This is a genomic window from Paraburkholderia caffeinitolerans (genome assembly GCF_902859945.1).
In the GTDB taxonomy this organism is placed as follows: Bacteria; Pseudomonadota; Gammaproteobacteria; order Burkholderiales; family Burkholderiaceae; genus Paraburkholderia; species Paraburkholderia caffeinitolerans.
The window spans coordinates 91,001-111,953 of sequence record NZ_CADIKL010000018.1 but is presented as its reverse complement, the minus strand read 5'-3'; the positions used below and the strand labels follow the sequence as shown (position 1 = coordinate 111,953).

Annotated in this window: 16 protein-coding genes; 3 read left to right on the top strand and 13 right to left on the bottom strand. The window is 65.8% G+C overall.

From position 1 onward, the window contains the following. Positions 1-10: 10 nt before the first annotated feature. From HV773_RS19085 to HV773_RS19040, 10 genes are all read right to left on the bottom strand, one after another. A complete protein-coding gene (locus HV773_RS19085; RefSeq protein ID WP_129564049.1) occupies positions 11-1,171 on the bottom strand; it encodes a WD40/YVTN/BNR-like repeat-containing protein in 1,161 nt (386 codons plus the stop codon). A gap of 99 nt (positions 1,172-1,270) precedes the next feature. Next, complete coding sequence (locus HV773_RS19080) at positions 1,271-2,644, bottom strand: DUF1329 domain-containing protein (protein ID WP_129564048.1); 1,374 nt, start codon at positions 2,642-2,644, stop codon at positions 1,271-1,273. Between the two features lie 27 nt (positions 2,645-2,671). After that, entirely contained in the window at positions 2,672-4,444 is a 1,773-nt protein-coding gene (locus HV773_RS19075) for a DUF1302 domain-containing protein (protein ID WP_129564047.1), read from the bottom strand. A 347-nt stretch (positions 4,445-4,791) separates the two neighbouring features. Continuing rightward, positions 4,792-6,360 (bottom strand): class I adenylate-forming enzyme family protein, encoded by a 1,569-nt coding sequence (locus HV773_RS19070; RefSeq protein WP_129564046.1) that lies wholly within the window; start codon positions 6,358-6,360, stop codon positions 4,792-4,794. Positions 6,361-6,558: 198 nt separating this feature from the next. Beyond that, positions 6,559-7,467 carry an SDR family NAD(P)-dependent oxidoreductase gene (locus HV773_RS19065; RefSeq protein WP_129564045.1) on the bottom strand — a complete coding sequence of 303 codons (909 nt, stop codon included), beginning with the start codon at positions 7,465-7,467 and terminating at the stop codon, positions 6,559-6,561. A gap of 197 nt (positions 7,468-7,664) precedes the next feature. Further along, positions 7,665-8,468: an enoyl-CoA hydratase/isomerase family protein gene (locus HV773_RS19060; RefSeq protein WP_129564044.1), complete on the bottom strand. Its 804-nt coding sequence runs from the start codon at positions 8,466-8,468 to the stop codon at positions 7,665-7,667. 40 nt (positions 8,469-8,508) lie between these two features. Beyond that, positions 8,509-9,660 carry a CaiB/BaiF CoA transferase family protein gene (locus HV773_RS19055; protein WP_129564043.1) on the bottom strand — a complete coding sequence of 384 codons (1,152 nt, stop codon included), beginning with the start codon at positions 9,658-9,660 and terminating at the stop codon, positions 8,509-8,511. Between the two features lie 18 nt (positions 9,661-9,678). Further along, positions 9,679-10,887, bottom strand: coding sequence for an acyl-CoA dehydrogenase family protein (locus tag HV773_RS19050; protein WP_129564042.1), 1,209 nt, complete (start codon positions 10,885-10,887; stop codon positions 9,679-9,681). Between the two features lie 12 nt (positions 10,888-10,899). Then, a complete protein-coding gene (locus HV773_RS19045; RefSeq protein ID WP_129564041.1) occupies positions 10,900-12,081 on the bottom strand; it encodes a lipid-transfer protein in 1,182 nt (393 codons plus the stop codon). An 85-nt stretch (positions 12,082-12,166) separates the two neighbouring features. Next, on the bottom strand, positions 12,167-12,964 hold the full coding sequence (locus tag HV773_RS19040) for an enoyl-CoA hydratase/isomerase family protein (protein ID WP_129564040.1): 798 nt from the start codon (positions 12,962-12,964) through the stop codon (positions 12,167-12,169). A 320-nt stretch (positions 12,965-13,284) separates the two neighbouring features. Here HV773_RS19040 and HV773_RS19035 point away from each other — a divergent pair, with 320 nt between their 5' ends. Together HV773_RS19035 and HV773_RS19030 are read left to right on the top strand one after the other, a co-directional pair. Next, positions 13,285-14,079, top strand: coding sequence for an enoyl-CoA hydratase/isomerase family protein (locus HV773_RS19035; RefSeq protein ID WP_129564039.1), 795 nt, complete (start codon positions 13,285-13,287; stop codon positions 14,077-14,079). A gap of 28 nt (positions 14,080-14,107) precedes the next feature. Further along, positions 14,108-14,923, top strand: coding sequence for an SDR family NAD(P)-dependent oxidoreductase (locus HV773_RS19030; RefSeq protein ID WP_227875445.1), 816 nt, complete (start codon positions 14,108-14,110; stop codon positions 14,921-14,923). A gap of 35 nt (positions 14,924-14,958) precedes the next feature. On the opposite strand, the gene HV773_RS19025 is transcribed toward HV773_RS19030, so the two are convergent. From HV773_RS19025 to HV773_RS19010, 3 genes are all read right to left on the bottom strand, one after another. Further along, positions 14,959-15,630, bottom strand: coding sequence for a TetR/AcrR family transcriptional regulator (locus HV773_RS19025; protein ID WP_129564037.1), 672 nt, complete (start codon positions 15,628-15,630; stop codon positions 14,959-14,961). Between the two features lie 198 nt (positions 15,631-15,828). After that, positions 15,829-17,073: a thiolase family protein gene (locus HV773_RS19015; RefSeq protein WP_129564036.1), complete on the bottom strand. Its 1,245-nt coding sequence runs from the start codon at positions 17,071-17,073 to the stop codon at positions 15,829-15,831. Positions 17,074-17,151: 78 nt separating this feature from the next. Beyond that, positions 17,152-17,928, bottom strand: coding sequence for an enoyl-CoA hydratase/isomerase family protein (locus HV773_RS19010; protein ID WP_129564035.1), 777 nt, complete (start codon positions 17,926-17,928; stop codon positions 17,152-17,154). 256 nt (positions 17,929-18,184) lie between these two features. Here HV773_RS19010 and HV773_RS19005 point away from each other — a divergent pair, with 256 nt between their 5' ends. Next, positions 18,185-20,905 (top strand): winged helix-turn-helix domain-containing protein, encoded by a 2,721-nt coding sequence (locus tag HV773_RS19005; protein ID WP_129564034.1) that lies wholly within the window; start codon positions 18,185-18,187, stop codon positions 20,903-20,905. Positions 20,906-20,953 lie beyond the last annotated feature (48 nt).

The window sequence follows — 20,953 nt, the reverse complement described above, 5'->3', positions numbered from 1 at the left end:
GCAGTCAGGGTTAATGCGTGGAGGTGGAGGCCACGGACGGGCCAGCCAGCGAGGTGACGGCAAGCGCGCCGTCGCTCAGCGAAAGCACGCCCGTCAGCACGGACGGGCGCCCGACATCGAGCAGCTTGTAGCGGTTCTCGCCTGCGTCGTACAGCGCCGCTTCACCGGCCGCCGTGACAAACACGAATGCGTGGTTCGACGCGTGCAGCGGCGCAACAGGCGATGCGCCCGTCACCGCGCCGTGCAGCGGGCTGGGGGTACGCGTCCACGTCGAACCTTGATCCGTACTCCTGTAGATCGTGCCGCGCAGCCCGAAGGCGAGCAGCGTGTGCTCGTCGGCCGTCACCCCAAAGAAACTACCCGCATAGCCGGTCTTGATCGCGAGGAACCTTCCGCTCGCAAGGTCGAGCCGGAACACGGTACCCTGCTCGGCCGCGACATAAACTTCGCCGCCGAACCCGAATACGGCATTCAGATGCAGGAACTGCGGATTGTCGAAGCGTTCGAGCATTGGCCGCCATGTCCTGCCGCCATCGTCCGTTGCGATTGCCATGCCGAACGGTCCAACGGCCATGCCATGACTGGCGTCGCTAAACGCTACGCTCAAGAGCGGCAGCGAAGGTCCCTCCCGGTAGTTGAGCATCAACTGGTCGAGAAACGGTTGCAGCGCCGTGTCGCCGGCGGCGATTTTCTGCTTGTAGTACGCCGCGAGCGTCGTGGCCGCCATGCGGCCATCGAGTTGGCGCGTCCACGTGCGGCCGCCGTCCGCTGTGTGCAGGACCACACCGTCGTGGCCGACGATCCAGCCGTCCGTTGCGTTCGGGAAAGCGAGTGCCAGCAGGTCGCTGCGTACAGGCGCGCCCACTTGAGTCCACGTCTTGCCCTCGTCGTCGGAAACGGCGATCAGACCGCGCATGCCCACGGCAACAAGGCGCGTCCCGGCGCGCGCGACGGCCATCACGGGCCGCCCCGCGACGCGCGGGTACTTCAGCGCCGATGCGTCGAGTGGATCGACGAACGGGTCTTTCAGCGCAGAAGAAGCGGCAGGCGCATGGGGCTCCGCGCCGCTCCCCTGTCCCGCCTGTGCAAACGCCGCGGCGCCCGCACTCGCCAGCGCGATCCAGACGAAGGCAGCGCGTGCCGCCCTTCCGGCGTATCTGTCATGAAGCATCGTGTACCTCGATCGGGGCTATCCAAAGGGGACCGCACGATGCCTGCCGGCAGGATGCCGGCAAGGCCGCGGCCCCACGCTGAAGTGACGCGCCGCGCGTCAACGCAAGCCCGTGCCGGCCATGCCCGCGGGCGTGAACAGATTCGGCTTGCTCAGATGGTCGGCGACGCGCAACAGGGGCGCGCCGTTCTGCCCCGTCATCCAGGTGAGGAAGTAGTTGCCTTTCTCGAGGTCGTAGAAACCGTAGGTGAATGCGTAAACGCCGCCACCGTCGTAGAGCGGGAAATGGTAGTTCAGACCCACGCGCCACAGCTTGCCGTCATGCCCGTAGCCGTCCGCCTCCACGAAGGTCCAGCCGTCCTCGTCGACGTACAGGGTGCGCTTCTCATAGGCATGCCGCGCATCGGGCTTCAAGGTGGCCTCGACAACCCAGACACGATGGCGCTCCCAGCGCACCACGTCCGGCTTGATGTGCTTCGGCCCGAGCACGTCATCCACCGGGAGCTGCGACAGACGATAGTTGTTGTACGGAACGATCATCTCCTTCACCCCGATCAGCTTGAAGTCGAAGCGGTCCATGCGTCCCTGGAACATGTTGCCTTCGTCCCAGAAGAGCACGCCGCCATAGCTCGACGCCGGGGTGTCGTACTCGTAGTCGGGCGCCATGCGCGTGCGCCGCTGTGCCGGGAAGTAGGCCCATGTGCTCTGATCGGCAACCGAGTAGTTGACGGGGTAGTCGACGAGCACGGTCTGGCCTGCGAGCGTCGGCGGCGTGAGGATCTGGATCCATGCACGGTCATAGGAACCCTTGAACGTGTCGCGCGTGTACTTCTGATCGTAGTAGGGGCGATACTCCGTCACGTTGAGCACGGGAAGCGCCGTGCGCCCACCCGAGGAATCGACGAGGTTGCCGCCCATATTGATGGCCGAGAATTCGGTGCGCCGGTAGTTGAGCAGCGCATTCCACACGACTTCATAGCCGTTTTTCGGCATCGGAAACGGAATGCCGCCAAAAGCGCCCTCTACGCCATCGCCTTCGATCTTGCCGGCGAGGTGTGCGCTCGTAGCGTTCTTCAGCGTGTTGTCGATCACCCATTTCGGGTAGTACACCGAACGATGAGTCGGATAGACGTCGAGGCGGAAGTCGGGGAAGCGCTTGAGCAGCGCCTGCACGCCTGGCGTCAGCTGGTCTGCGTATTGCCCCATGTTGCCCGGGTTCACCGCCAGGAGCGGCTTTTCGTCCTTGTACGGGTCGGGCCACTTGCCGCTGTTCGGTACGTAGTCCGCGGGCGGCGTCGTGAGGCCGCCGGTATACGCGGGAATCGCACCATCTGCGCTGCCCGCCTTTTGGGCGCCGAATTCCGTGAGCGTGGTGCCCAGCTGTTTGGCCTCGTCGGCCGAAACCGCGGCCAGCGCACCGGCGGCATGCCACGTCACGAGGCCTGCCGCGGCCAGTTGAAGCAGAAGTTTCATGAGCTTGTCTCCTGTGTGTTTTGTGTCTCAGAACGAGGACTGGAATGCGAGCGACACCCACGGGCGGTCGTTCAGGTCAATCAGACCGTTGCCCGTGCTGGCGTACGGCAGGCCTGAGGGCGTCACCGCCGTGGTGTTCACGTGCGAGTGGTAGCCGATGTACGAAAGCGTGAGCGTCGCCCGCTGGCGAATGAGCGCCTGCACGCCGATCGAGTACTGGAAGAAGCCCTGGGCGCCGCCCGCCGGACCGGGGTTGATCGGATTGGTGCCCCAAATGCCGCCCGTGAGCGAGGTAGGCATGCTCAGGTCGATACCCGGAAAGACCTGCAGCCATTGCGGCTGGAACACGACGCCAAAGCCCACGTAATCCTTCGTCGAGCAGCCGTTCCACTTGTCGTTGCTCGGGCATCCCGCGTAGCCGACGCCGTTGTAGAGCTGCGCGTTCTGCGTGACGGAGAGCAGATGCGTATAGCCAATTTCCGCGGTGAGCGTACCGGTTTGCCAGAGCGGCGATTTCGAAAGCGGAATGATCGCGTTCGTCACGATGTTGAGGACGTCGCCCTTCGCACCTTCGGTCTGGTTCAAGATGGCCGGGCTCAGCGCGGTATTGAGTGCGGTGTTGTGCCGATACGAAGCTTCGAAGCCGACGCTCACGTCGCCAAGCGTCGTATCGAGGCTGTAGCCGAACAGCTGGACGCCGCGGTTGTAGGCAAGGTGATAGTCGGTCGGCAGGGCCGTGTGCAGCGCGGGAATCGCCCGCCAGTTCGCGAGAACCCACGGCTGGGTTTCGTCCAGTCGCCGGAAGTAGAAGTTCATGGCGCCTTGCATGAACTGCGGTGTCCAGCCGAGCTTGAGGCCGAAGTTGTTGTCGACCTGCGGCGGCGTGATGGCATTGCCCTGCGGCACGACATAGCCGAACGCACCGCCGGGCGGCATCCCGAGCAACGGCCGCAGCGCACCCGGCAAGGTCGTGATGAAGAGCCCCGAAGGCCCCTGGGCGACGGCGTCATTGGCCTCGATATAGGTGCCGCCCGTCGGTAGCCGGTTGTACATCCAGCCCAGCTCATACTGGCCCGAAACCGAGACTTGCGGCGTGACCTGCGCGGTCATGCTGATCTGCGGGCGCGGCAGCAGTAATTCCTTCGTTGTCGTGCCCGGCGAATTGAATGCCTTGATGCCGTCCGTCGCGCTCTGCGCGTAGGAGATGCCCTGGGTCGGCGAGAGCAGCGAGTTGCCCCAGTATTCGGTGAACTGACCGGCCTTCAGGTAGATCGCGTGGCCGGCGAGGCTCGTGTTGTAGAACGCGAAGCCGTCGAGCAGCTGCGCGCCCTGCACGTAGTAGCGGTTCGTGAACGACCCGTAAGTGCCGTTCGGATAGGCCCGCAGCGACTGATAGCTGATGCCCGGCGCGTAGACGCCCGGGTTGGTCGCGTCGCCGCTGCCGTACGCGAAGTCCTTCCACGCCGAGGCCGACAGCCGAAAGCCCACGTAGTCGTTGTAGGAGGCCGTGAACTCGGTGAGGATCGAGAGCCGGTTCGTGACGATGTCGCCCGCGTGGCTGAACTTGTAGTCGCCGTCGTCGAAATTCGGGTTATTGCCGATCATGGGATCGACGCCCTCGGCACGCATGCCGAGGTTGTAGCTGACCGTGTTGTCCCAGTTGACGTCCCAGCCGGACATGCCGGTGTCGAACTTGAACGCGTGGGCCTGGAGCGGCATCATGGCCGCCAGCAAACTGGCGAGCGCCGTGAGGCGCGGCAGGGTTACGGGCCTGCGGTCTTTCCGGTTCTTGCGCAACATCTCCTCGTCTCCTTGTTTTTTATTTGAAGCTGAATCGGCTACGAGCGCCTACGGGATGAGGAGTAACGCCTCGACGATGAGTAGAACGTGTTGCACATCCCGATGACACCGCTAAGCCAGGGCCAAGGTAGCACCGGTGATTGCGTCTTTTCCCCCATAAAAAGGAGGGGGTATGGAGGGGATGGGGACTATCCCTGTGTATCTGCGCGCAATCACGCGCATGCCCGCGCGCATCGTCGCGGCCCAGGAAAGGCGGTACTCCGAACGACAAAGCCCGCGTCAACCGCCGCCTTTCGAGCGACGGTTGACGCGGGCCTGAGGTGCTCCGCCGGCGTGCCTGCGATGCGTTACCCGATGTTGCGGTCCTTGCCTTGCCAGTACTTCTCCCGCACCTGGCGGCGCAGGACCTTGCCGACCACGCTGATCGGCAGCGCATCGACGAACACGATCGACTTGGGCGCCTTGAATCGGCCAAGCTTTGCCTTGACGAATTCGATCAGCGCTTCGGCGCTGACCTGCTCGCCCTCCTTGAGCCTGACTTCGGCGTGCACGGCCTCGCCCCACTCCTCATGCGGAATGCCTATGGCAGCGGCCATCGACACGGCCGGATGCGCACTGAGCGCCGCCTCCACTTCGACCGCATAGACGTTGAATCCGCCCGTGATGATCATGTCCTTCTTGCGGTCTACGAGATAGACGAACCCCTGTTCGTCGACATAGCCGAGATCGCCCGATTTCCAGAAGCCATCCTCGAATTCGGCCGCCGTAGCCTCCGGGTTCCGGTAGTACCCCGAAATAACGCCGCGGCTGCGCACCCAGATTTCGCCGATCGAGCCGGGCGGCTGATCCGTGCCGTCCTCGCCGACGAACCTCACTTCCACGCCGGGCTGCAGGCGGCCCGCGGAGCCGAGTTGCTTGTCCGTCGCGCTCAAATGGTCGGCTTTGCCGAGAATGCCCACCGACTGCAGACTTTCGGTCGCGCCGTAGAACTGCATGAAGATATTGCCGAAGCGCTGCTGCGCGAGCCTCAGCTTCGCCGGGCTCATCGGCGCGCCACCATAGGCGACGGTGCGCAGCGAGGACAGGTCGAAGCGCGCTGCCTCGGGCAGTTCCAGCAGACGGTAGATCAGCGTCGGCAGCAGCAGGGTCATCGTGATCTTCTCGGCCTCGATGTTCCTGCACATCAGCGCGAGGTCGGGCAAATTCTGCGTGACGGTGCAGCCGCCCCGGAACAGCGTGGCGAGCACACCGAAGCCCGATCCATGGCTGATGGGCGCCATGTGCAGCATGCGCGTGTCAGGCAACTGGAACTGGTCGGGCTCCATGAACATGGTGTCGCGGCACGCGAGCCAGTTGTCCATCGAATACTGCGCGCACTTGCCGGCGCCGGTCGTGCCGCCCGTGAAGCGGTAGACGAGAATGTCGTGCTGGGCGTCGCTTTCCACACCGGGATCATGGTCCGGCACGCCTTCGAGCAGGTCCCAGAAATAGAGCAGCCCCTCGCGCTGCACCGGCGGCGGGTCCATGCACACGACGGTGGCGCCGAGCGCGCGCAGCGGCTCGAAGTAGCGCTCCAGCAGTGCGGTCTCGACAAAGACCACCTTCGGCCGGATGTACTCGGCCTGGCGGCAATGCTCCTCGAACGAATCGCGGAAGTTGGTGTATGCGCCTGCGGCCTCGCCCTTCAATGCGGTCCAGAAGTGCAGCAGGGCCATATTGTCGTTTTCAAGCAGGCACAGCCAGATGTCGCCTCGCGCAAGCGCCAGGCGATCGCGCATCATGTTCACGATGCGGTTGGTCAGCGAGTGGAACTCACGGTAGGTATAACGGCGATTGCGCTCGATGTTGACGAGCGCCTCCCGGTCCCCGAAGCGCAGGACGAGATTGCCGAACAGACGGGCGAAGCTGGTTTTCAAGGTTGTCTCCTGGGGCGATGCCGGTCGGGCAAGGCATCGCGGTATGGCGCCTGCGGGCGCCCTTTATATTGTGGCAGACCTGAGAAACGGCATTGCCGGCACTCGCCATGCCGGCAGCCGCGTCACTTCCCTCGATACGCCTGCGCCAGGACGAAAGCGTCGAGGCCTCCTCCGGTCCTGCTGATGCGAACCGCCGGCTTACGCGGCGGCGCGCTGCATCGCGGTGACGAAGGCATGCACCTGCTGATTCGCGTCGTCGCGATATGCCGACGTGCTCCAGTCCTCGATCTGCCCGAAATGCGCCTCCACCGCCTCGGCCGAAACCGCGCCGGCCTGAATGACGACAGGCGCGGTCTCCACGATGCGCACGGCGGAGAACGCACCGCCGCTCGCGCCCAGCACCACCTTGTTCGGCGCGTTTTCGCTCACGAGAAAGAGCGCGCCCGGCGTCACCTGCTCCGGGCCCGTGGCCTTGAGGATGGCTTCGGGCAGGATGTCTTCGGTCATGCGCGTAGCGGCCATGGGCGCCAGGGTATTCACGCGGATGTCGTTCTTCTTGCCTTCGATGGCCAGCATGTTCATGAGGCCCACCACGGCCATCTTCGCCGCGCCGTAATTGGCCTGGCCGAAGTTGCCAAAGAGGCCCGCCGCCGAGGTCGTCATCAGCACGCGGCCGTAGTTCTGCTCGCGCATGATGTCCCACACGGCCTTCGTGCAGTAGGCCGAGCCCATCAGGTGAACGTCCACCACCGCGCGGAAGTCAGCCATGTCCATCTTGCTGAAGCTCTTGTCGCGCAGGATGCCCGCGTTGTTGATGAGAATGTCGATGCGGCCGAACTTCGCCTTGGCCTCTTCCGCCATCGCCGTGACCTGCTCGAAATCGGCGACGTTGGCGCCGTTGGCGATGGCCTCGCCACCGATCTTGCGGATTTCCTCGACGACGGCGAGCGCCGCGTCGGACGAACCTCCCCGGCCGTCACGGCTGCCGCCGAAGTCGTTGATCACCACTTTGGCGCCGCGCTTTGCCAGCTCCAGCGCATGGATTCGGCCAAGGCCGTTGCCTGCGCCCGTCACAATGGCCACCCGGCCGTCAAATCGAATCGTCATGGTATTGCCTCGAAGTCCTGAATGATGATGAAAGGCGGTGCGAGCTCGGCCTACCCCGCACGCCCGTTGCTGAATAACGCCAGAAGACCTGGCAGAACGCGCCAGCGCCAGCCGATGCAGGCGCTCCCGGCCGCCTGCGTGACACGATACGGCGTCGCCGCGCAGCGCTTCCCCTCCCCTTGTGGATGGCCGGCCGCTCAGAAGAGCCGCTGCGCGCCCGGATAAAGCGGCGCCTCTTTCGCAAAAAAGCGCCGCACTGCTTCGGCGTTGTAGCGGCTCGCCGCGCACAGGCCCTGCACCGCCGTTTCGAGCTGCACCATGGCGTGCCGTGGTGTCTCGAACGTGCGGTTCATGATGCCCTTGGCCATGCCGAGCACGTGCGTCGGCGCGTTGTCGAAGCGCCGCGCAAAGTCGATGGCGCTCTCGCGCAAGCGCTCGGCCGGCACGACGGCGTGAACGAGGCCGATCGCCAGCGCCTCGTCGGCCAGCACATCGCGCGCGGAGAACACAATTTCTTTGGCCCGTGCGAGGCCGACGAGGCGCGGCAGGATATACATGAGCCCCAGGTCGGGTGCGAAGCCGATGCGCGGGAAGTTCGACACGAGCCGCGCCCGATCGCTCGCGACGATGAAATCCGCCGCCAGCGCGAGCGATAGCCCCGCGCCAACGGCGTAGCCGTCGATGGCGGAGATCACCGGCTTTTCCAGATCCATCAGCTCCGCATGCCAGCGGTGGGCGCCCAGCAGCGCATCGCGCACGATAAACGGCATCTCGCCCTCTTCGTCGCCGCCGCCACCGCCGAGATCCGCTCCCGAGCAGAAGTGGCCGCCCGCTCCCGTCAGCACCACGGACGCAATCGAACGATCCTCGCGCGCGGTTCCGATGGCAGCGGCCAGCATGGCCTTGGCCTCCTCGTCAAGCGCATTGCGCCGCTGCGGGCGATTGAGCGTGATGACGGCCGTCTTTCCGACCTTCTCGAATAGCACCTTGTTTTCACTCATGTCTCTCTCCTTGGAACGGCGGAAACGGCAGCGATAATGGCTATTGGACCTCGGCGCTACGATGCGCCGCCGTACCGTTGCCCGAGCCACACCAGTCACTCAGTATCGATTCGGCATCCTCACCACGCGAGGCCACCGCACGCGGCCGCCCTGCCGGCGTGCCGGAAAAGCGCGGCGCCGGATTCGCCTGCAGGACCCCGTCGATCACGCTGTACACGCCGCGCGCCGCCATGTGCGGATGCGCCGCCGCTTCGTCCGGATTGAGCACCGGCGCGAAGCAGGCGTCAGTGCCTTCGAGCAGCGCGCACCATTCGTCGCGCGTCCGGGTGGCGAACAGGGCCGCGAAGCGTTCGTGCAGTTGCGCCCACGCCTGCGGATCGTAGGCCGCGGCGTGCGCGGGATCGTCGGCGAGTCCGAGTTTTTGCAGCAGCAGCTTGTTAAAGCGCGGCTCGGCCGCGGCGATCGAAACGAAATTGCCGTCGGCGCAACGATAGGTGCGATACCAGTGCGGTCCATCGAGCAGGCTGCGCCCGCGTTCGTTCACGAACTGGCCGGCCGATTTGAGCCCGAGCAGCAGATTGAGCATGTGCGCGCTGCCATCGACGATCGCCGCATCGACCACCTGGCCCTGGCCTTTCTCGCGCGCGCTCATGATGCCCGCGAGCAGGCCGACCACGAGATACAGGGCGCCGCCGCCGATGTCGCCGACGAGGCTCGGCGGCGACATCGGCGCTTCGCCAGGCTGGCCGGACCACCACAAGGCGCCGGATAGCGCGACATAGTTCAGGTCATGGCCCGCCGCCTGCGCGAGCGGCCCGTCCTGCCCCCAGCCGGTCATGCGGCCATACACGAGCTTCGGATTGCGCGCGAGGCAGACATCGGGGCCGAGGCCAAGCCGCTCCATCACGCCGGGACGCATGCCTTCGATCATGGCGTCGCAGTGCTGCACCAGTTCGAGCACCGTCTGCACGCCCTCCTGCGTCTTGAGATCGACGGCAATCGAGCGCTTGCCGCGATTCTGGATGGCGTGCCGGCCAATATCGAGGTCTTCGGCGCCAGGGGTCTTGCGGTCGACCAGCACGACGTCGGCGCCAAGATCGGCCAGCAGCATCGCAGCGACGGGCGCGGGTCCCAACCCGGCGATCTCCAGAATGCACAGTCCCTGTAAAGGTCCACTTCCATTCGAAACCACGGTGTCCTCCCTTCGGATTCAGAGCTGGAATTGCAGCTTCGCGATGATGCCGCGCTGCACTTCGCTAGTGCCGCCGTAGATGGTGGCAGCGCGGCGCAGGAACATGTCGTTGGCGACGCCGCGCGCCATGTCCTGCAGCGGGTACGGCGGCACAGGCGACGCCTCGTGCGGATGCGCATAGGCCAGCGCGCCATAGTCGCCCAGCGCCTCGACCTGGGCTTCAGTGATGCGTTGCTGCAATTCCGTGGCCCGCACCTTGAGCATCGAGCCGAGCACGTGCGACGCGGGGTCGTGCCGCATCTCCAGGTTCGCCACGCGCTGCACCAACATGCCGATCGCCTCCTGCTCGGCCGTCAAGCGCGCGAGCTTCAGCGCGAACGCCGGCTGATCGATCAGGCGGCCCTCGCCGGCCCGCAAAGTCGTCGCCATACGGTTCAGCTCGCGCATGTAGCGCTTGATGTCGGGCAGGTCCGCCGTGGTCGCGTGCTCGTTGTTGAGCAGGAACTTGGTGATGCTCCAGCCCGCGCCCTCCGCGCCGATCAGGTTCTTCGCGGGCACCCGCACGTTCTCGAAGAAGGTCTCGTTCAGGTGGTGGGCGTCGTCGATGCTGCGAATCGGCCGCACGGTGATGCCCGGCGTCTTCATGTCCACCAGCAAAAAGCTGATGCCGGCCTGCTTCTTGACGCTCGTGTCGGTGCGCACGAGCATGAAGATCCAGTCCGCGTGGTGCGCATAGCTCGTCCAGATCTTCTGGCCGTTGACGACGTAGTGATCGCCGTCGCTGCTTTTGACAAGGACGGCGCGCGTGCGCAGCGAAGCGAGGTCCGAACCGGCGCCGGGCTCGGAGAATCCCTGGCACCAGAGGCGCTCGCCGTCGAGCGTGGCCGGCAGATGCTCGGCTTTCTGTTCAGGCGTGGCAAACGCGTTCAGCACGGGACCGAGCATCTTCTGCACGAAGCCGTCCTGGGTGGGTGTGCCGGCCGCCGTGCATTCGTCGTCGAAGATCAGCATCTGTGCCACCGACCAGCCCGTGCCGCCATGCTCCCTCGGCCAGTACGGCGCGCCCCAGCCGTGCGCGTTGAGGAGTTTCTGCCAGCGCATGATCTGCTCGCGCGGCGAGCGCGTGCAGCGCGGCAGCCCGAGAAGGTCTGCCGGCACCTTCTCGCGAAGGAACTGGCGCACCGTCTCGCGAAACGCCTCCAGCCCCGGATCAGCCCGAAAGTCCATGCCCGCCCCCTGTCAGTCCTTGCGGTACATCGTGACAACCGCCGCGCCGCCAATGCCCACGTTGTGCTGCAACGCGATGCGTGCGCCTTCCACCTGGCGCTGCTCGGCGCGGCCGCGCAATTGCTGGACGAGCTCGGTGCACTGCGCGAGACCCGTGGCGCCGATCGGATGCCCCTTCGAAAGCAGACCGCCCGACGGATTGACGACGTACCGGCCGCCATAGGTGTTGTCGCCCGCGTCGACGAATTTTTCGGCACCGCCTTCCGGGCACAGTCCGAGCGCCTCGTAGGTCAACAGCTCGTTCTGCGCGAAGCAGTCGTGCAGTTCCACCACATCGACGTCTTCCGCGCCGATGCCGGCCATCTCGTACACCTTGCCCGCCGCCGCGCGCGACATGCCGAAGCCCGCGAGGTGGCGCATGTCGCCGGAATTGAAGGTCTCCGGGCCATCGGTGGTGAGCGCCTGGCCGGCGATCCAGACGCGGGAGTCGAGACCGTGCTTGTTCGCATAGGCTTCGCTGCACAGCACGGCGGCCGCCGCGCCGCAGGTCGGCGGGCAGGCCATCAGGCGCGTCATGATGCCTGGCCACATCACCTGGTCGGCCATCACGTCCTCGGGCGTGATGACCTTGCGGAACACCGCGAGGGGATTGTTCGCGGCGTGGCGGCTCGCCTTCGCGCGGATCTTCGCGAACGTCTCGAGTGGCGTGCCGAAACGCTTCATGTGCTCCTGGCCGGCGGCGCCGAACAGGCGCAGCGCGGTCGGCACCTCGGCGGGGACGATGTCGGCGCACTGCGCCTGGAACGGATCGAGCGGCGCCGGGCGGTCGTTCCAGGGCGTCGTGATCGCGCCCGGGTTCATCTGCTCGAAGCCGAAGGCCAGCACGATATCGGCCATGCCGCTCGCGATGGCCTGATTGGCGAGGAACAGCGCCGTGGAGCCGCTCGCGCAGTTGTTGTTGACGTTGATGACGGGAATGCCGGTCATGCCGACGTCGTACAGCACGCGCTGGCCGCTCGTGGAGTCGCCGAACACATAGCTCGCATACGCCTGCTGGATCGACTCGTAGCCGACGCCCGCGTCGGCTAGGGCAAGGCGCACGGCCTGTGCGCCCATGACCGTATAGGGGTCGCTCTGGCCAGGCTTCTTGAACGGGATCATGCCCACGCCGGCAACGACGACTTTGTGCGTCATGTCTTTCTCCTTGAATGATGAATGCTGCAAATCGCTTGATTCGGTTTGATTCGGTTTGCTGCGCACGGGAACGCGTGCGGACCGCTCAGAACAGACGCTGTGTTCCCGCGTAGAGCGGCGCTTCCTTGGCGAAGAAGCGCCGCATGGCTTCGGCGTTGAAGCGGCCTGCCGCGCACAGGCCCTGCACGGTGGCTTCGCGTTGCGCGAGCGCATGACGGTCGGTTTCGAAGGTGCGGTTCATGATGCGTTTGGCCATGCCGAGCACCTGAGTGGGCGCGTCGGCGAAACGCTGCGCGAATTCGACGGCGGCTTCGCGCAGGCGCGCGGCCGGCGCCACGGTGTCGGCGAGTCCGAGCGCGAGCGCCTCGTCGGGCAGGATTTCGCGCGCGGAAAATACGATCTCCTTCGCACGCGCGAGGCCCACGCGGCGCGGCAGCGTGTAGAGCAGCGACAGATCGGGAATGAAGCCCACGCGCGCGAAGCTGGACACGAAGCGCGCACAATCGCTCGCGATGATGAAGTCCGCGGCCAGCGCGACCGAAAGCCCCGCGCCCGTTGCGAAACCATCAACGGCGGCAATGACCGGCTTCTCCAGATCGATCAGGTCGGTGAACCAGCGGTCGTGGTCGAGCAGCAGCTCGCGCACGAAGGCGCCGCGCTCGCCCTCGCCCTCGCCGTTGCCGAGATCCGCCCCCGCGCAGAAGTGGCCGCCCGCCCCTGTGAGCACGACGGCATGCACGCCGGCGTCGCGACGGACGGCATCGAGGGCCGCGCTCATGCCGGTCCTGATGGAGTCGTCGAGCGCGTTGCGCCGGTGCGGCCGGTTCAGCGTGATGACGGCCGTGCCGCCCACGCGCTCCAGTACCACAGTGTTCTCAGACATCCCGTTTTTCCCTCCAGCAAAGTGTTCCGATGCGTACTTGCTGAAGCATGGTAGGGAGGACGGCGGCGCGTTCGCCCCTCCCTTTTTTGCGGTCGGCGGTTGGCTGGGGCCGGGATGCAACCACCCCGCCGCGTGACACTGCGCACGTCCCAGGTTGTCGATGCAGCCCGCGCTGCACAGCGGCGTGCCCGCGCCCGCACGGCCGCCCCTGCCATCGGGAGGGGGGACGCCCGGAAAACGCGCTGGCTATCGTCCGTACCAGAGGTTCCAACCCGAGGTTCGCAACCGGACGTTCGCATCGACCACAACGTGGAGACACCATGGACTTCAACGCCTACCGGCACATCCGATTCGCACGGCGCGGCCGTGTGCTCGAAATCACCCTCAATCGCCCCGAACAGCTCAATGCGTTCAACGCCGGGCTGCACGCGGAGATGGCGCAGGTTTTCATCGACGCGAACAACGACCCCGACTCCGAGGTCATCGTTCTGACCGGCGCGGGCCGCGCGTTTTCGGCGGGCGGCGACCTCGAAGCCGTGAAGGCTTCGTTTGACGACCCCGCCGCCTTCCGCGTGACGGCGCGCGAAGCGAAGCAGATCATCTTTGCCCAGCTCGACTGCGAAAAGCCGATCATCGCCAAGGTGAACGGGCCGGCCATCGGGCTTGGCGCGAGCATCGCTCTCTTCTGCGACGTGATCTTCGCGGCCGACACGGCGAAGATCGCCGACCCGCACGTGAACGTGGGGCTCGTGGCGGGCGACGGCGGCGCCGTGATCTGGCCGCAACTGATCGGCTATGCGCGCGCCAAGGAATATCTGCTGACGGGCGAGCCGATCAGCGCCGGCGAGGCCGCACGCATCGGCCTCATCAACCATGCCGTGCCCGCCGAAGCACTCGATGAGTGCGTCAACCAGTTCGCCGACCGTCTCGCCGCAGGCGCTTCGCAGGCCATCCGCTGGACCAAGGTGTCCGCCAATATCGGCCTCAAGCAGCTCGCGCATTCGATCATGGATACCTGCATCTCGTACGAATGGCTCGCGAGCAAGTCGGACGACCACCGCGAAGCGGTCAACGCCATGCTCGAAAAGCGCAAGCCCGTGTTCACGGGCAAGTGAATCCAGCGTGCGGATGGAGGCAATCATCGTGAATCTTCCTGGCAGTAATTCGAACCCCGAATCGAACCCCGCCTTGCGCAGCGGCCCGCGCCTCGACGTCAGCGGCAAACGGGTCCTCGTCACGGGCGGCGCAAGCGGAATCGGCGCGGCGGTGGCCGCGTTCTTTGCGGAGGCCGGCGCCGTGGTCTGCGCGTCGGACCTCAATGCCCCTGCGGACGCCCCCGCATGGACGATGTTGCGCGGCGACGTGTCTTCGGAGGCGGACGTCGAGCGCATGAGCGCTGAAGCGGTCGAGTGCATGGGCGGCATCGACGTGCTGGTGAACAACGCCGGCGTGCTCGAACCGGGAGCGCGCACGGACCGGCAGGCGCTCGCGGTGTGGCAACGCACGCTCGACATCAACCTCACCGGCACATGGCTCATGTCGCGGGCGGTGGGCGCGCATATGCTCGCTCGCGGCGGCGGCGCCATCGTCAACATCGCGTCGATCTACGGGCTCGGCGGCGGGCCGGGCATAGGCGCCTATACCGCTTCGAAGGCGGGCGTCGTGATGCTGACGCGCTCGCTGGCCTGCGAATGGGCGCAAAAGGGCATCCGCGTGAATGGCGTGGCACCAGCCATCATTCGCACGCCGCCACTCGACGCCATGACGCGCGAGGGACGGCTCGACACGACTTCGCTCGAGCGCCGCACGCCGATGGGGCGGCTCGGCTATCCGGTCGAAGTCGCGCAGGCGGTGGCGTTTCTTGCCTCCGACTGGGCGTCGTACGTGACCGGCGTCACGTTGCCGGTCGATGGCGGGTGGACCGCCTTCGGCGCCGACGGCCACGCGTCGCGCGGCTAGGCGGCGCGCCCGCCGGGCGGGATGCGGCTACGCGCTCAACCCGGCGTAGTCAGAAGCGCATGCAGCATGCGCGCCATCAGCACCTGGGTATGCGTGTCGGCCAGATAGGCCGGCTGCATAAGCGCCATGGCGCGCGGCAGCGCGAGGATGGCGTGAAACGCCATGAAGCGCGCCTTTACCCGGTCGCGCACCGCTATTTCGTCGGGAAAGCGCTCCATCAGGGCGTCCGTTGCCATCGAGGTCCAATACTGCGTCGGCTTCACGAGATCGAGCCGGACGAGTTCGTCGTACTGCGAAGCTTTCACGAATCCCTCGCGGTCGAGTTGCACCCACTCGTGCAGCATCGGAATGCCGACCCGCAGCAGCAATGCAATGCCCTCGTACAACGTGCTGGACGGCGGCAACGCGCGCAGCTCGCTGACGAGGCGCTGACGCGCCTGTGCGCGAAAGTCCTCGAAAATGACGAAGACAAGTGACTCGATCGTCGGAAAATATTCGTAGATCGAACTGACGGCCACGCCGGAGCGCATCGACAGCCGCTCGAGCGAAAGCGCGTTGCGCCCCTCCTTCCTGAGGATTTCCCACGCGGCTCTCTTGAGCGCATCGACGAGCACAACCGAACGCTCCTGCTTCGGACGCTTGCGCGGCTGCGCGGGAACTTCGATCTGCAGGGTTTCGGGCGCTTGAGGCATCCTGCGCGAAGACATGTCGGCTATTCCGGAGGTGAAACGGAGAAATCGTGGACGTGCACGACATCAACACGGCGTTCAGGAGGATGCAGGCCAACGATGTGAAGTCCCGTTTCGTGATCGACATGGCGTCGCTACGCGACGTCAAGGTGGACTGAACGGGAAAAGGGGCCTCGCGGCCCCTTTCCTGATTCCTTCGGCCTTCACATGGGCCGCTCAGGCGAGCCCGAAAATGCCCACATGCTCGGTCGACTCCTCCACGCGCCAGAGGCCGCCGCCGTTGCCCTGGAGCGCGATGCGCGCGCCCTCGACCTGGCGCTTGCCGCAATCGCCACGCAACTGCTCCACGAGCTCGAAAATCTGCCCGATGCCGGTCGCGCCAATCGGGTGCCCCTTCGACTCCAGGCCGCCCGACGGGTTGATCGGGAGCCTGCCGCCCAACGTGGTTTCGCCACGCTCGGCAAGCTCGCCGCTCGCGCCCGCCTCGCACAGGCCCAGCGATTCCATCGAAAGCAGCTCGCCGATGGCCGTGGCGTCGTGAATCTCGGCCACGTCGACTTCGTTCGGTGCGATGCCGGCCTGCTCGAAGGCCGCCTTGCCGGCCAGATGCGTGCAGCCCTGGTCGAACGCGTCCGCTGCACGCGCCGAGGCCGAGCGCACGACGCTCGCCAACACGCGCACCGCGCGCTTGCGCTCGAACCCGTACTTCTTCAGCGCGGCGCCCGTGCAGACGATGACGGCGGCGGCACCGTCCGAAATGGGCGAGCACATGGGCAGCGTGATCGGATAAGTAATGGGCGGTGCGGCGAGGATCTCGTCGATCGTCATCGCATTGCGGTATTGCGCGCGCTCGTTGTGCACCGAATGCCCGTGATTCTTGGACGCCACGGCCGCGAGCTGACGCTGCGTAATGCCGTAACGCTCCATGAGCCCGCCGCGCCCGAGCGCCGCATAGACGTCCATGAACGGGCTGTACGGCTTCTCCGATTGCGAGCCGGGCGGCGGCACGATGGCCTTGCCCATCTGCGCGAGGTGCTGCTTGTTCTCCTCGAATGTTTCGATATCCCAGGCAGATTCGAAGGCTGAAAACATCTTCGCCTTGTCGCTATAGAACATCTTTTCGGCGCCCACCGCGAGGACCACGTCGGCAGCCCCGGCGCGCAACTGCGTGACGGCGAGGTTGAACGCGTGACTGGACGAAGCACACGCGCCTTCCAGGTTGAAGATGGGAATGCCGTCGAAGCCGAGCGGCAGCAGCGCCACCTGCCCGCGAATCATGTGCTGGCCATCGAAATGGCCTTGCGTGCAATTGCCGAAGAATGCAGCCTGAACCCACTGGCGATCGCAGCCTGCGTCCTTGAGCGCATCTTCCACGGCCCACGCCGTAAGCTGCTTGACTGATTTGTCCGCGTGGCGGCCGAACGGCGTCATGCCGACGCCAACGATGTAGATATCTTCCATAGTCATTTTCCGATGCGATGTCCTGGCGGGCACGAGCGGCGCGACTGTGCGGCAGCGCTCGACGCCCGGCCCGATCAATCAGTAGCCCTTGAATTCCGGCGCGCGCTTCTCCGCGAATGCACGCAGCCCTTCTGCGATATCGTACGAGCGCTGATGGTTGCGCAACTCCAGCAGCTCGTGGCGCAGGGCGTCGGCCACCGACTTGTCGGGCGCCTCGTCGGCCACCTGTTTCATGCGGCGCAGCACGAGCGGGCTTTTCTTCGCGAGCTTCTCGCCGATGGCCTGGACGCGCGCCACGAGCTCGGCATCGGCCACCACCTCGCTCACGAGGCCGTGGGTCTTCATCTCGTCCGCCGGCAGCGAATCGCCGGTGAAAAGCAGATACTTCGCCACGTTGTGCGGCACCTTGCGAGGCAGCACGGCTGCGCCCCCGCCCCCCGGGAAGACCCCGAAGTTCGAGTGCGCGTCGCCAAAGCGGGCACTCTGCGCCGCGATCACGAAGTCGCAGGCGAGCACCGTTTCGAGCCCGCCCGCCACGGCGAGACCGTTGACCGCGGCGATCACCGGCTTCGGGAATGCGCGCAGGAGGTCGAAGAAAACGACGAGCGTGTCGAGAAAATCCGCTTCTCCTGGCTGCGCCGGGCTACCCGCCGTCTTGAGGTCGGCGCCTGCACAAAAGGCCGGGCCCGTGCCGGTCAGCGCCACCACGCGCACGCCAGCGTCCTCGCGCCATGCGCGCAGTTGCGTCGTCATGGCGAGCACCATCTCGCGGCTCAGCGCATTGCGCGCTTCGGGCCGCGTCAGCGTAATCCAGCCGACCTGGCCCCTCACTTCGAAAGACACGGATTCGTTCATCTCCTCTCCTTGTTCCAGAATCCAGATGCAGACAATATTGCTTGCCGGATGCCAAGGTACGCGAGTCGAGGATGCCCCTGCCCCTCCCCTTGCGGACGTGAGCGGCACGCGCGGCGGACAACGGCACCCCTGCCCGCCAGCGACTTTCCAAACGGGCGTTCGAAACGTCATAATGTGCCGGCGAGTTCGTTCTGAAGGGCGACCACGCAGCCGCATCGCCTCGCGGCTGACGCAACCGATCAAACAGGCCAGAGCCATGCATTCCGACACCCTCCTCGTGGCAACCAAGTTCTCGCCGCCGCGCATCGGCCCGCGCCACATTGCGCGCGAACCCCTGCTCGCGCGCCTCGCCGAAACGAAGTACTGCTGCGCCACGCTGGTCACGGGCGGCGCCGGCTTCGGCAAGACGGTTCTGCTCGCGCAGTGGCGCCAGATGCTGATCAAGGCCGGCATCGACGTTGCCTGGCTCTCGCTTGGCCACAGCGATCGCGAGTTCTCGCAGTTCTGCACCTACCTGCTTGGCGCGCTGCAACGCCTCGGCATGCCCTCCGATAGCGTGATGCCGCATGCCACGGGCAGCGAGCCATCCATCGACGCGCTCGCGGCCGTGCTCACGAGCGCCATGGAAGAAGTCGACCGCGAGCTCTACCTGATGATCGACGACTACCATCACGTCGAGGCGCCCGCGGCTCACCGGCTCATGCAGAAGCTGCTCGACCACTGCCCGGCGAATCTGCATATCGTCATCGCCTCGCGCACCATGCCGCCGCTCAGCCTCGGCCGTCTGCGCATGCAGGGCCAGGTCCATGAAATCGACTTCGCGGCGCTGCCTTTCGATCTGGAGGAAACGCGCGCCTTCTTCGAACAGAATCTGAGCACCGTGAAACTGAGCGCCGACGAAGTGCGCCTGATCCACGATCTCACGAGCGGTTGGCCGGCGAGCCTCCAGCCGATCGCGACGATGCTGCGCATCCGGCCCGCCAAACGCGCGAACCTGCGCGCGCTGCTCTGGAAATCGACGGACCTCCAGTCGTATCTGGCCGAGGACGTCGTGGCCTGGCTGCCGCCCGAGCTCACGGCGTTCATGGAAAAGATGTCGATCTTCCGGCGTTTCAACGCGGAGTTGGCCGCTTGGGCGACCGAAGACCCCAATGCCGCCGAACTGATCAAGCGCGCCGAAGACGAAAACCTGCTCATCTACCGTGTAGACTCCGACGACGCTTCGCCCTGGTATCGCTTCCATCCGCTGTTCGGCGAATTCCTCGCGCGGCGGCTCGCGCAGCAGGGCGAGGCAAGCGTCGAGGCGCTGCATCGGCGCGCGAGCGGCTGGTTCGCCGACCACGGGCTGCTGGTCGAGGCCGTGCGGCACGCAAGCCAGGGCGGCGACCTCGACTTTGCCGCGGACGCCATGGAAAAAGCGGCCGCACGATCGACATGGAACATGGCTTATGTCAGCCCCATGCTGCATCTGCTCGACCGGCTGCCGCAGGACACGCTTTTCTCACATCCGCGCCTGTTCTTTCTCGGCTGCCTGACCTGCGCGTTCACGGGCCGGCACGACAAGGCCGAACGCTGGATTGAGCAGATCCGCCGCACGGAAGCGGCGAAGATTCCCGCGATATCCTCGAAGTTCTTCATCACGGATTCGGCCATCGCCGTGCAGCGCGACGACATGCAGCGCGTGGTGGATCTGCTCGAGCCGACCTTGAACGTGCCGATGGACAACCCGACGTTGCGCTACATCTGCCTCGCCGGGCTCGCGGCGGCCTACCTCGCGCTCGGCCGCATCGCCGATGCGCACCGCCTGCTCGACGAAAAGCCCGTTGCGCCGGCAGACCGCGACAACGACATGGCAATGGTGTACGAAAGCTTTCGCGCGCAAAGCTGTCTAGTCGCGGGCGAAGTCAGGGAGGCCGAGCGCCTTGGCGTCGGCATTCTGCAGCGCGCCGAAGCCGCGTTCGGACGCGGCTCCGTCGCGGCGAACCTGTGCGCCGCCACGCTCGCCGACGCCTGGTACGAACTGGATCGCGTCGACGACGCTCGCGAAGTGCTGGCCAATCGCACAGGTCTTGTGCAGACCTCATGGCCCGACGTGATGACGCGCGCCTCGCTGTGCCGCGCGCGGCTCGACTTCCTGCTGGACGCGCCGGAAACGGCGCTCGCTTTCCTCGAAGCGCAGGCATCGCACTTCCATCTCGTGGGGCTGGACCGCGCCCTTGCACACATGCTCGGTGAACAGGTCGATATTCTGCTTGCCGTCGGCGAGCAGCCGCGCGCACTTGAACTCGTCAAGCGCCTCGAAGGCCTTCGCAAGCTCCATGCGGGCGCAACGGGCGCTTGCGCCGAAATTCCAGCCATTGCAGCCGTCGCGCGTGCGCGCGTCGCCATGGCCGATCACGATCCGGCGGCGGCGCTCGACGCACTGGTCGAAGTCCAACGCTTCGGGCAAGCGTATGGACGCGGGCGCCTCGTGGTCCGGGCCGGCCTGCTGGCCGCCGCCGCGCACCACACACTTCAGCAGGATACCGAAGCAATGCGCCGCCTCGCGGAGGCGCTCACGCTTGGTGCGAAGCTCGGGCTCATGCGTACGCTTCTTGATTTGAAGGACCAGATCGGCCATCTGCTGTCGCTTCTGCACGACGAAGGCAGCCTGCCGCCCGCTGTCGCGCACTACCTCGACGACCTGCTCGCACGCATGACACTGGGCGCGCTTGCGCCTGAGGCTGCCGAGACGAGCGGCGCGGCGGCGACGGCCAGCCGGAACAATCCAGAAGGCCAGCGAGGTACGCTGACGCCGCGCGAACTCGAGATCCTCACACTGATCGCCGAGGCCATGTCGAACAAGCGCATCGCGCTGACGCTAAACATCACCTTCGGCACAGTGAAGTGGAACGTGAAGAACATCCTCGCGAAGCTCGGCGTCTCGAGCCGCTATGACGCCATCGCGCTCGCCCGCCAGCGCGGGCTCCTGAAGTAGCCTGCGGCAGCGGGCCTCCAAACGCACTCACACAACGCAAAGGGGAGC

Bases quoted from the DNA above. Each gene is read 5' to 3' on its own strand.
- HV773_RS19085 (WP_129564049.1), bottom strand. From the start codon at position 1,171: ATGCTTCATGACAGATACGCCGGAAGGGCGGCACGCGCTGCCTTCGTC.
- HV773_RS19080 (WP_129564048.1), bottom strand. From the start codon at position 2,644: ATGAAACTTCTGCTTCAACTGGCCGCGGCAGGCCTCGTGACGTGGCAT.
- HV773_RS19075 (WP_129564047.1), bottom strand. From the start codon at position 4,444: ATGTTGCGCAAGAACCGGAAAGACCGCAGGCCCGTAACCCTGCCGCGC.
- HV773_RS19065 (WP_129564045.1), bottom strand. From the start codon at position 7,467: ATGACGATTCGATTTGACGGCCGGGTGGCCATTGTGACGGGCGCAGGC.
- HV773_RS19060 (WP_129564044.1), bottom strand. From the start codon at position 8,468: ATGAGTGAAAACAAGGTGCTATTCGAGAAGGTCGGAAAGACGGCCGTC.
- HV773_RS19050 (WP_129564042.1), bottom strand. From the start codon at position 10,887: ATGGACTTTCGGGCTGATCCGGGGCTGGAGGCGTTTCGCGAGACGGTG.
- HV773_RS19045 (WP_129564041.1), bottom strand. From the start codon at position 12,081: ATGACGCACAAAGTCGTCGTTGCCGGCGTGGGCATGATCCCGTTCAAG.
- HV773_RS19040 (WP_129564040.1), bottom strand. From the start codon at position 12,964: ATGTCTGAGAACACTGTGGTACTGGAGCGCGTGGGCGGCACGGCCGTC.
- HV773_RS19035 (WP_129564039.1), top strand. From the start codon at position 13,285: ATGGACTTCAACGCCTACCGGCACATCCGATTCGCACGGCGCGGCCGT.
- HV773_RS19025 (WP_129564037.1), bottom strand. From the start codon at position 15,630: ATGTCTTCGCGCAGGATGCCTCAAGCGCCCGAAACCCTGCAGATCGAA.
- HV773_RS19015 (WP_129564036.1), bottom strand. From the start codon at position 17,073: ATGGAAGATATCTACATCGTTGGCGTCGGCATGACGCCGTTCGGCCGC.
- HV773_RS19010 (WP_129564035.1), bottom strand. From the start codon at position 17,928: ATGAACGAATCCGTGTCTTTCGAAGTGAGGGGCCAGGTCGGCTGGATT.
- HV773_RS19005 (WP_129564034.1), top strand. From the start codon at position 18,185: ATGCATTCCGACACCCTCCTCGTGGCAACCAAGTTCTCGCCGCCGCGC.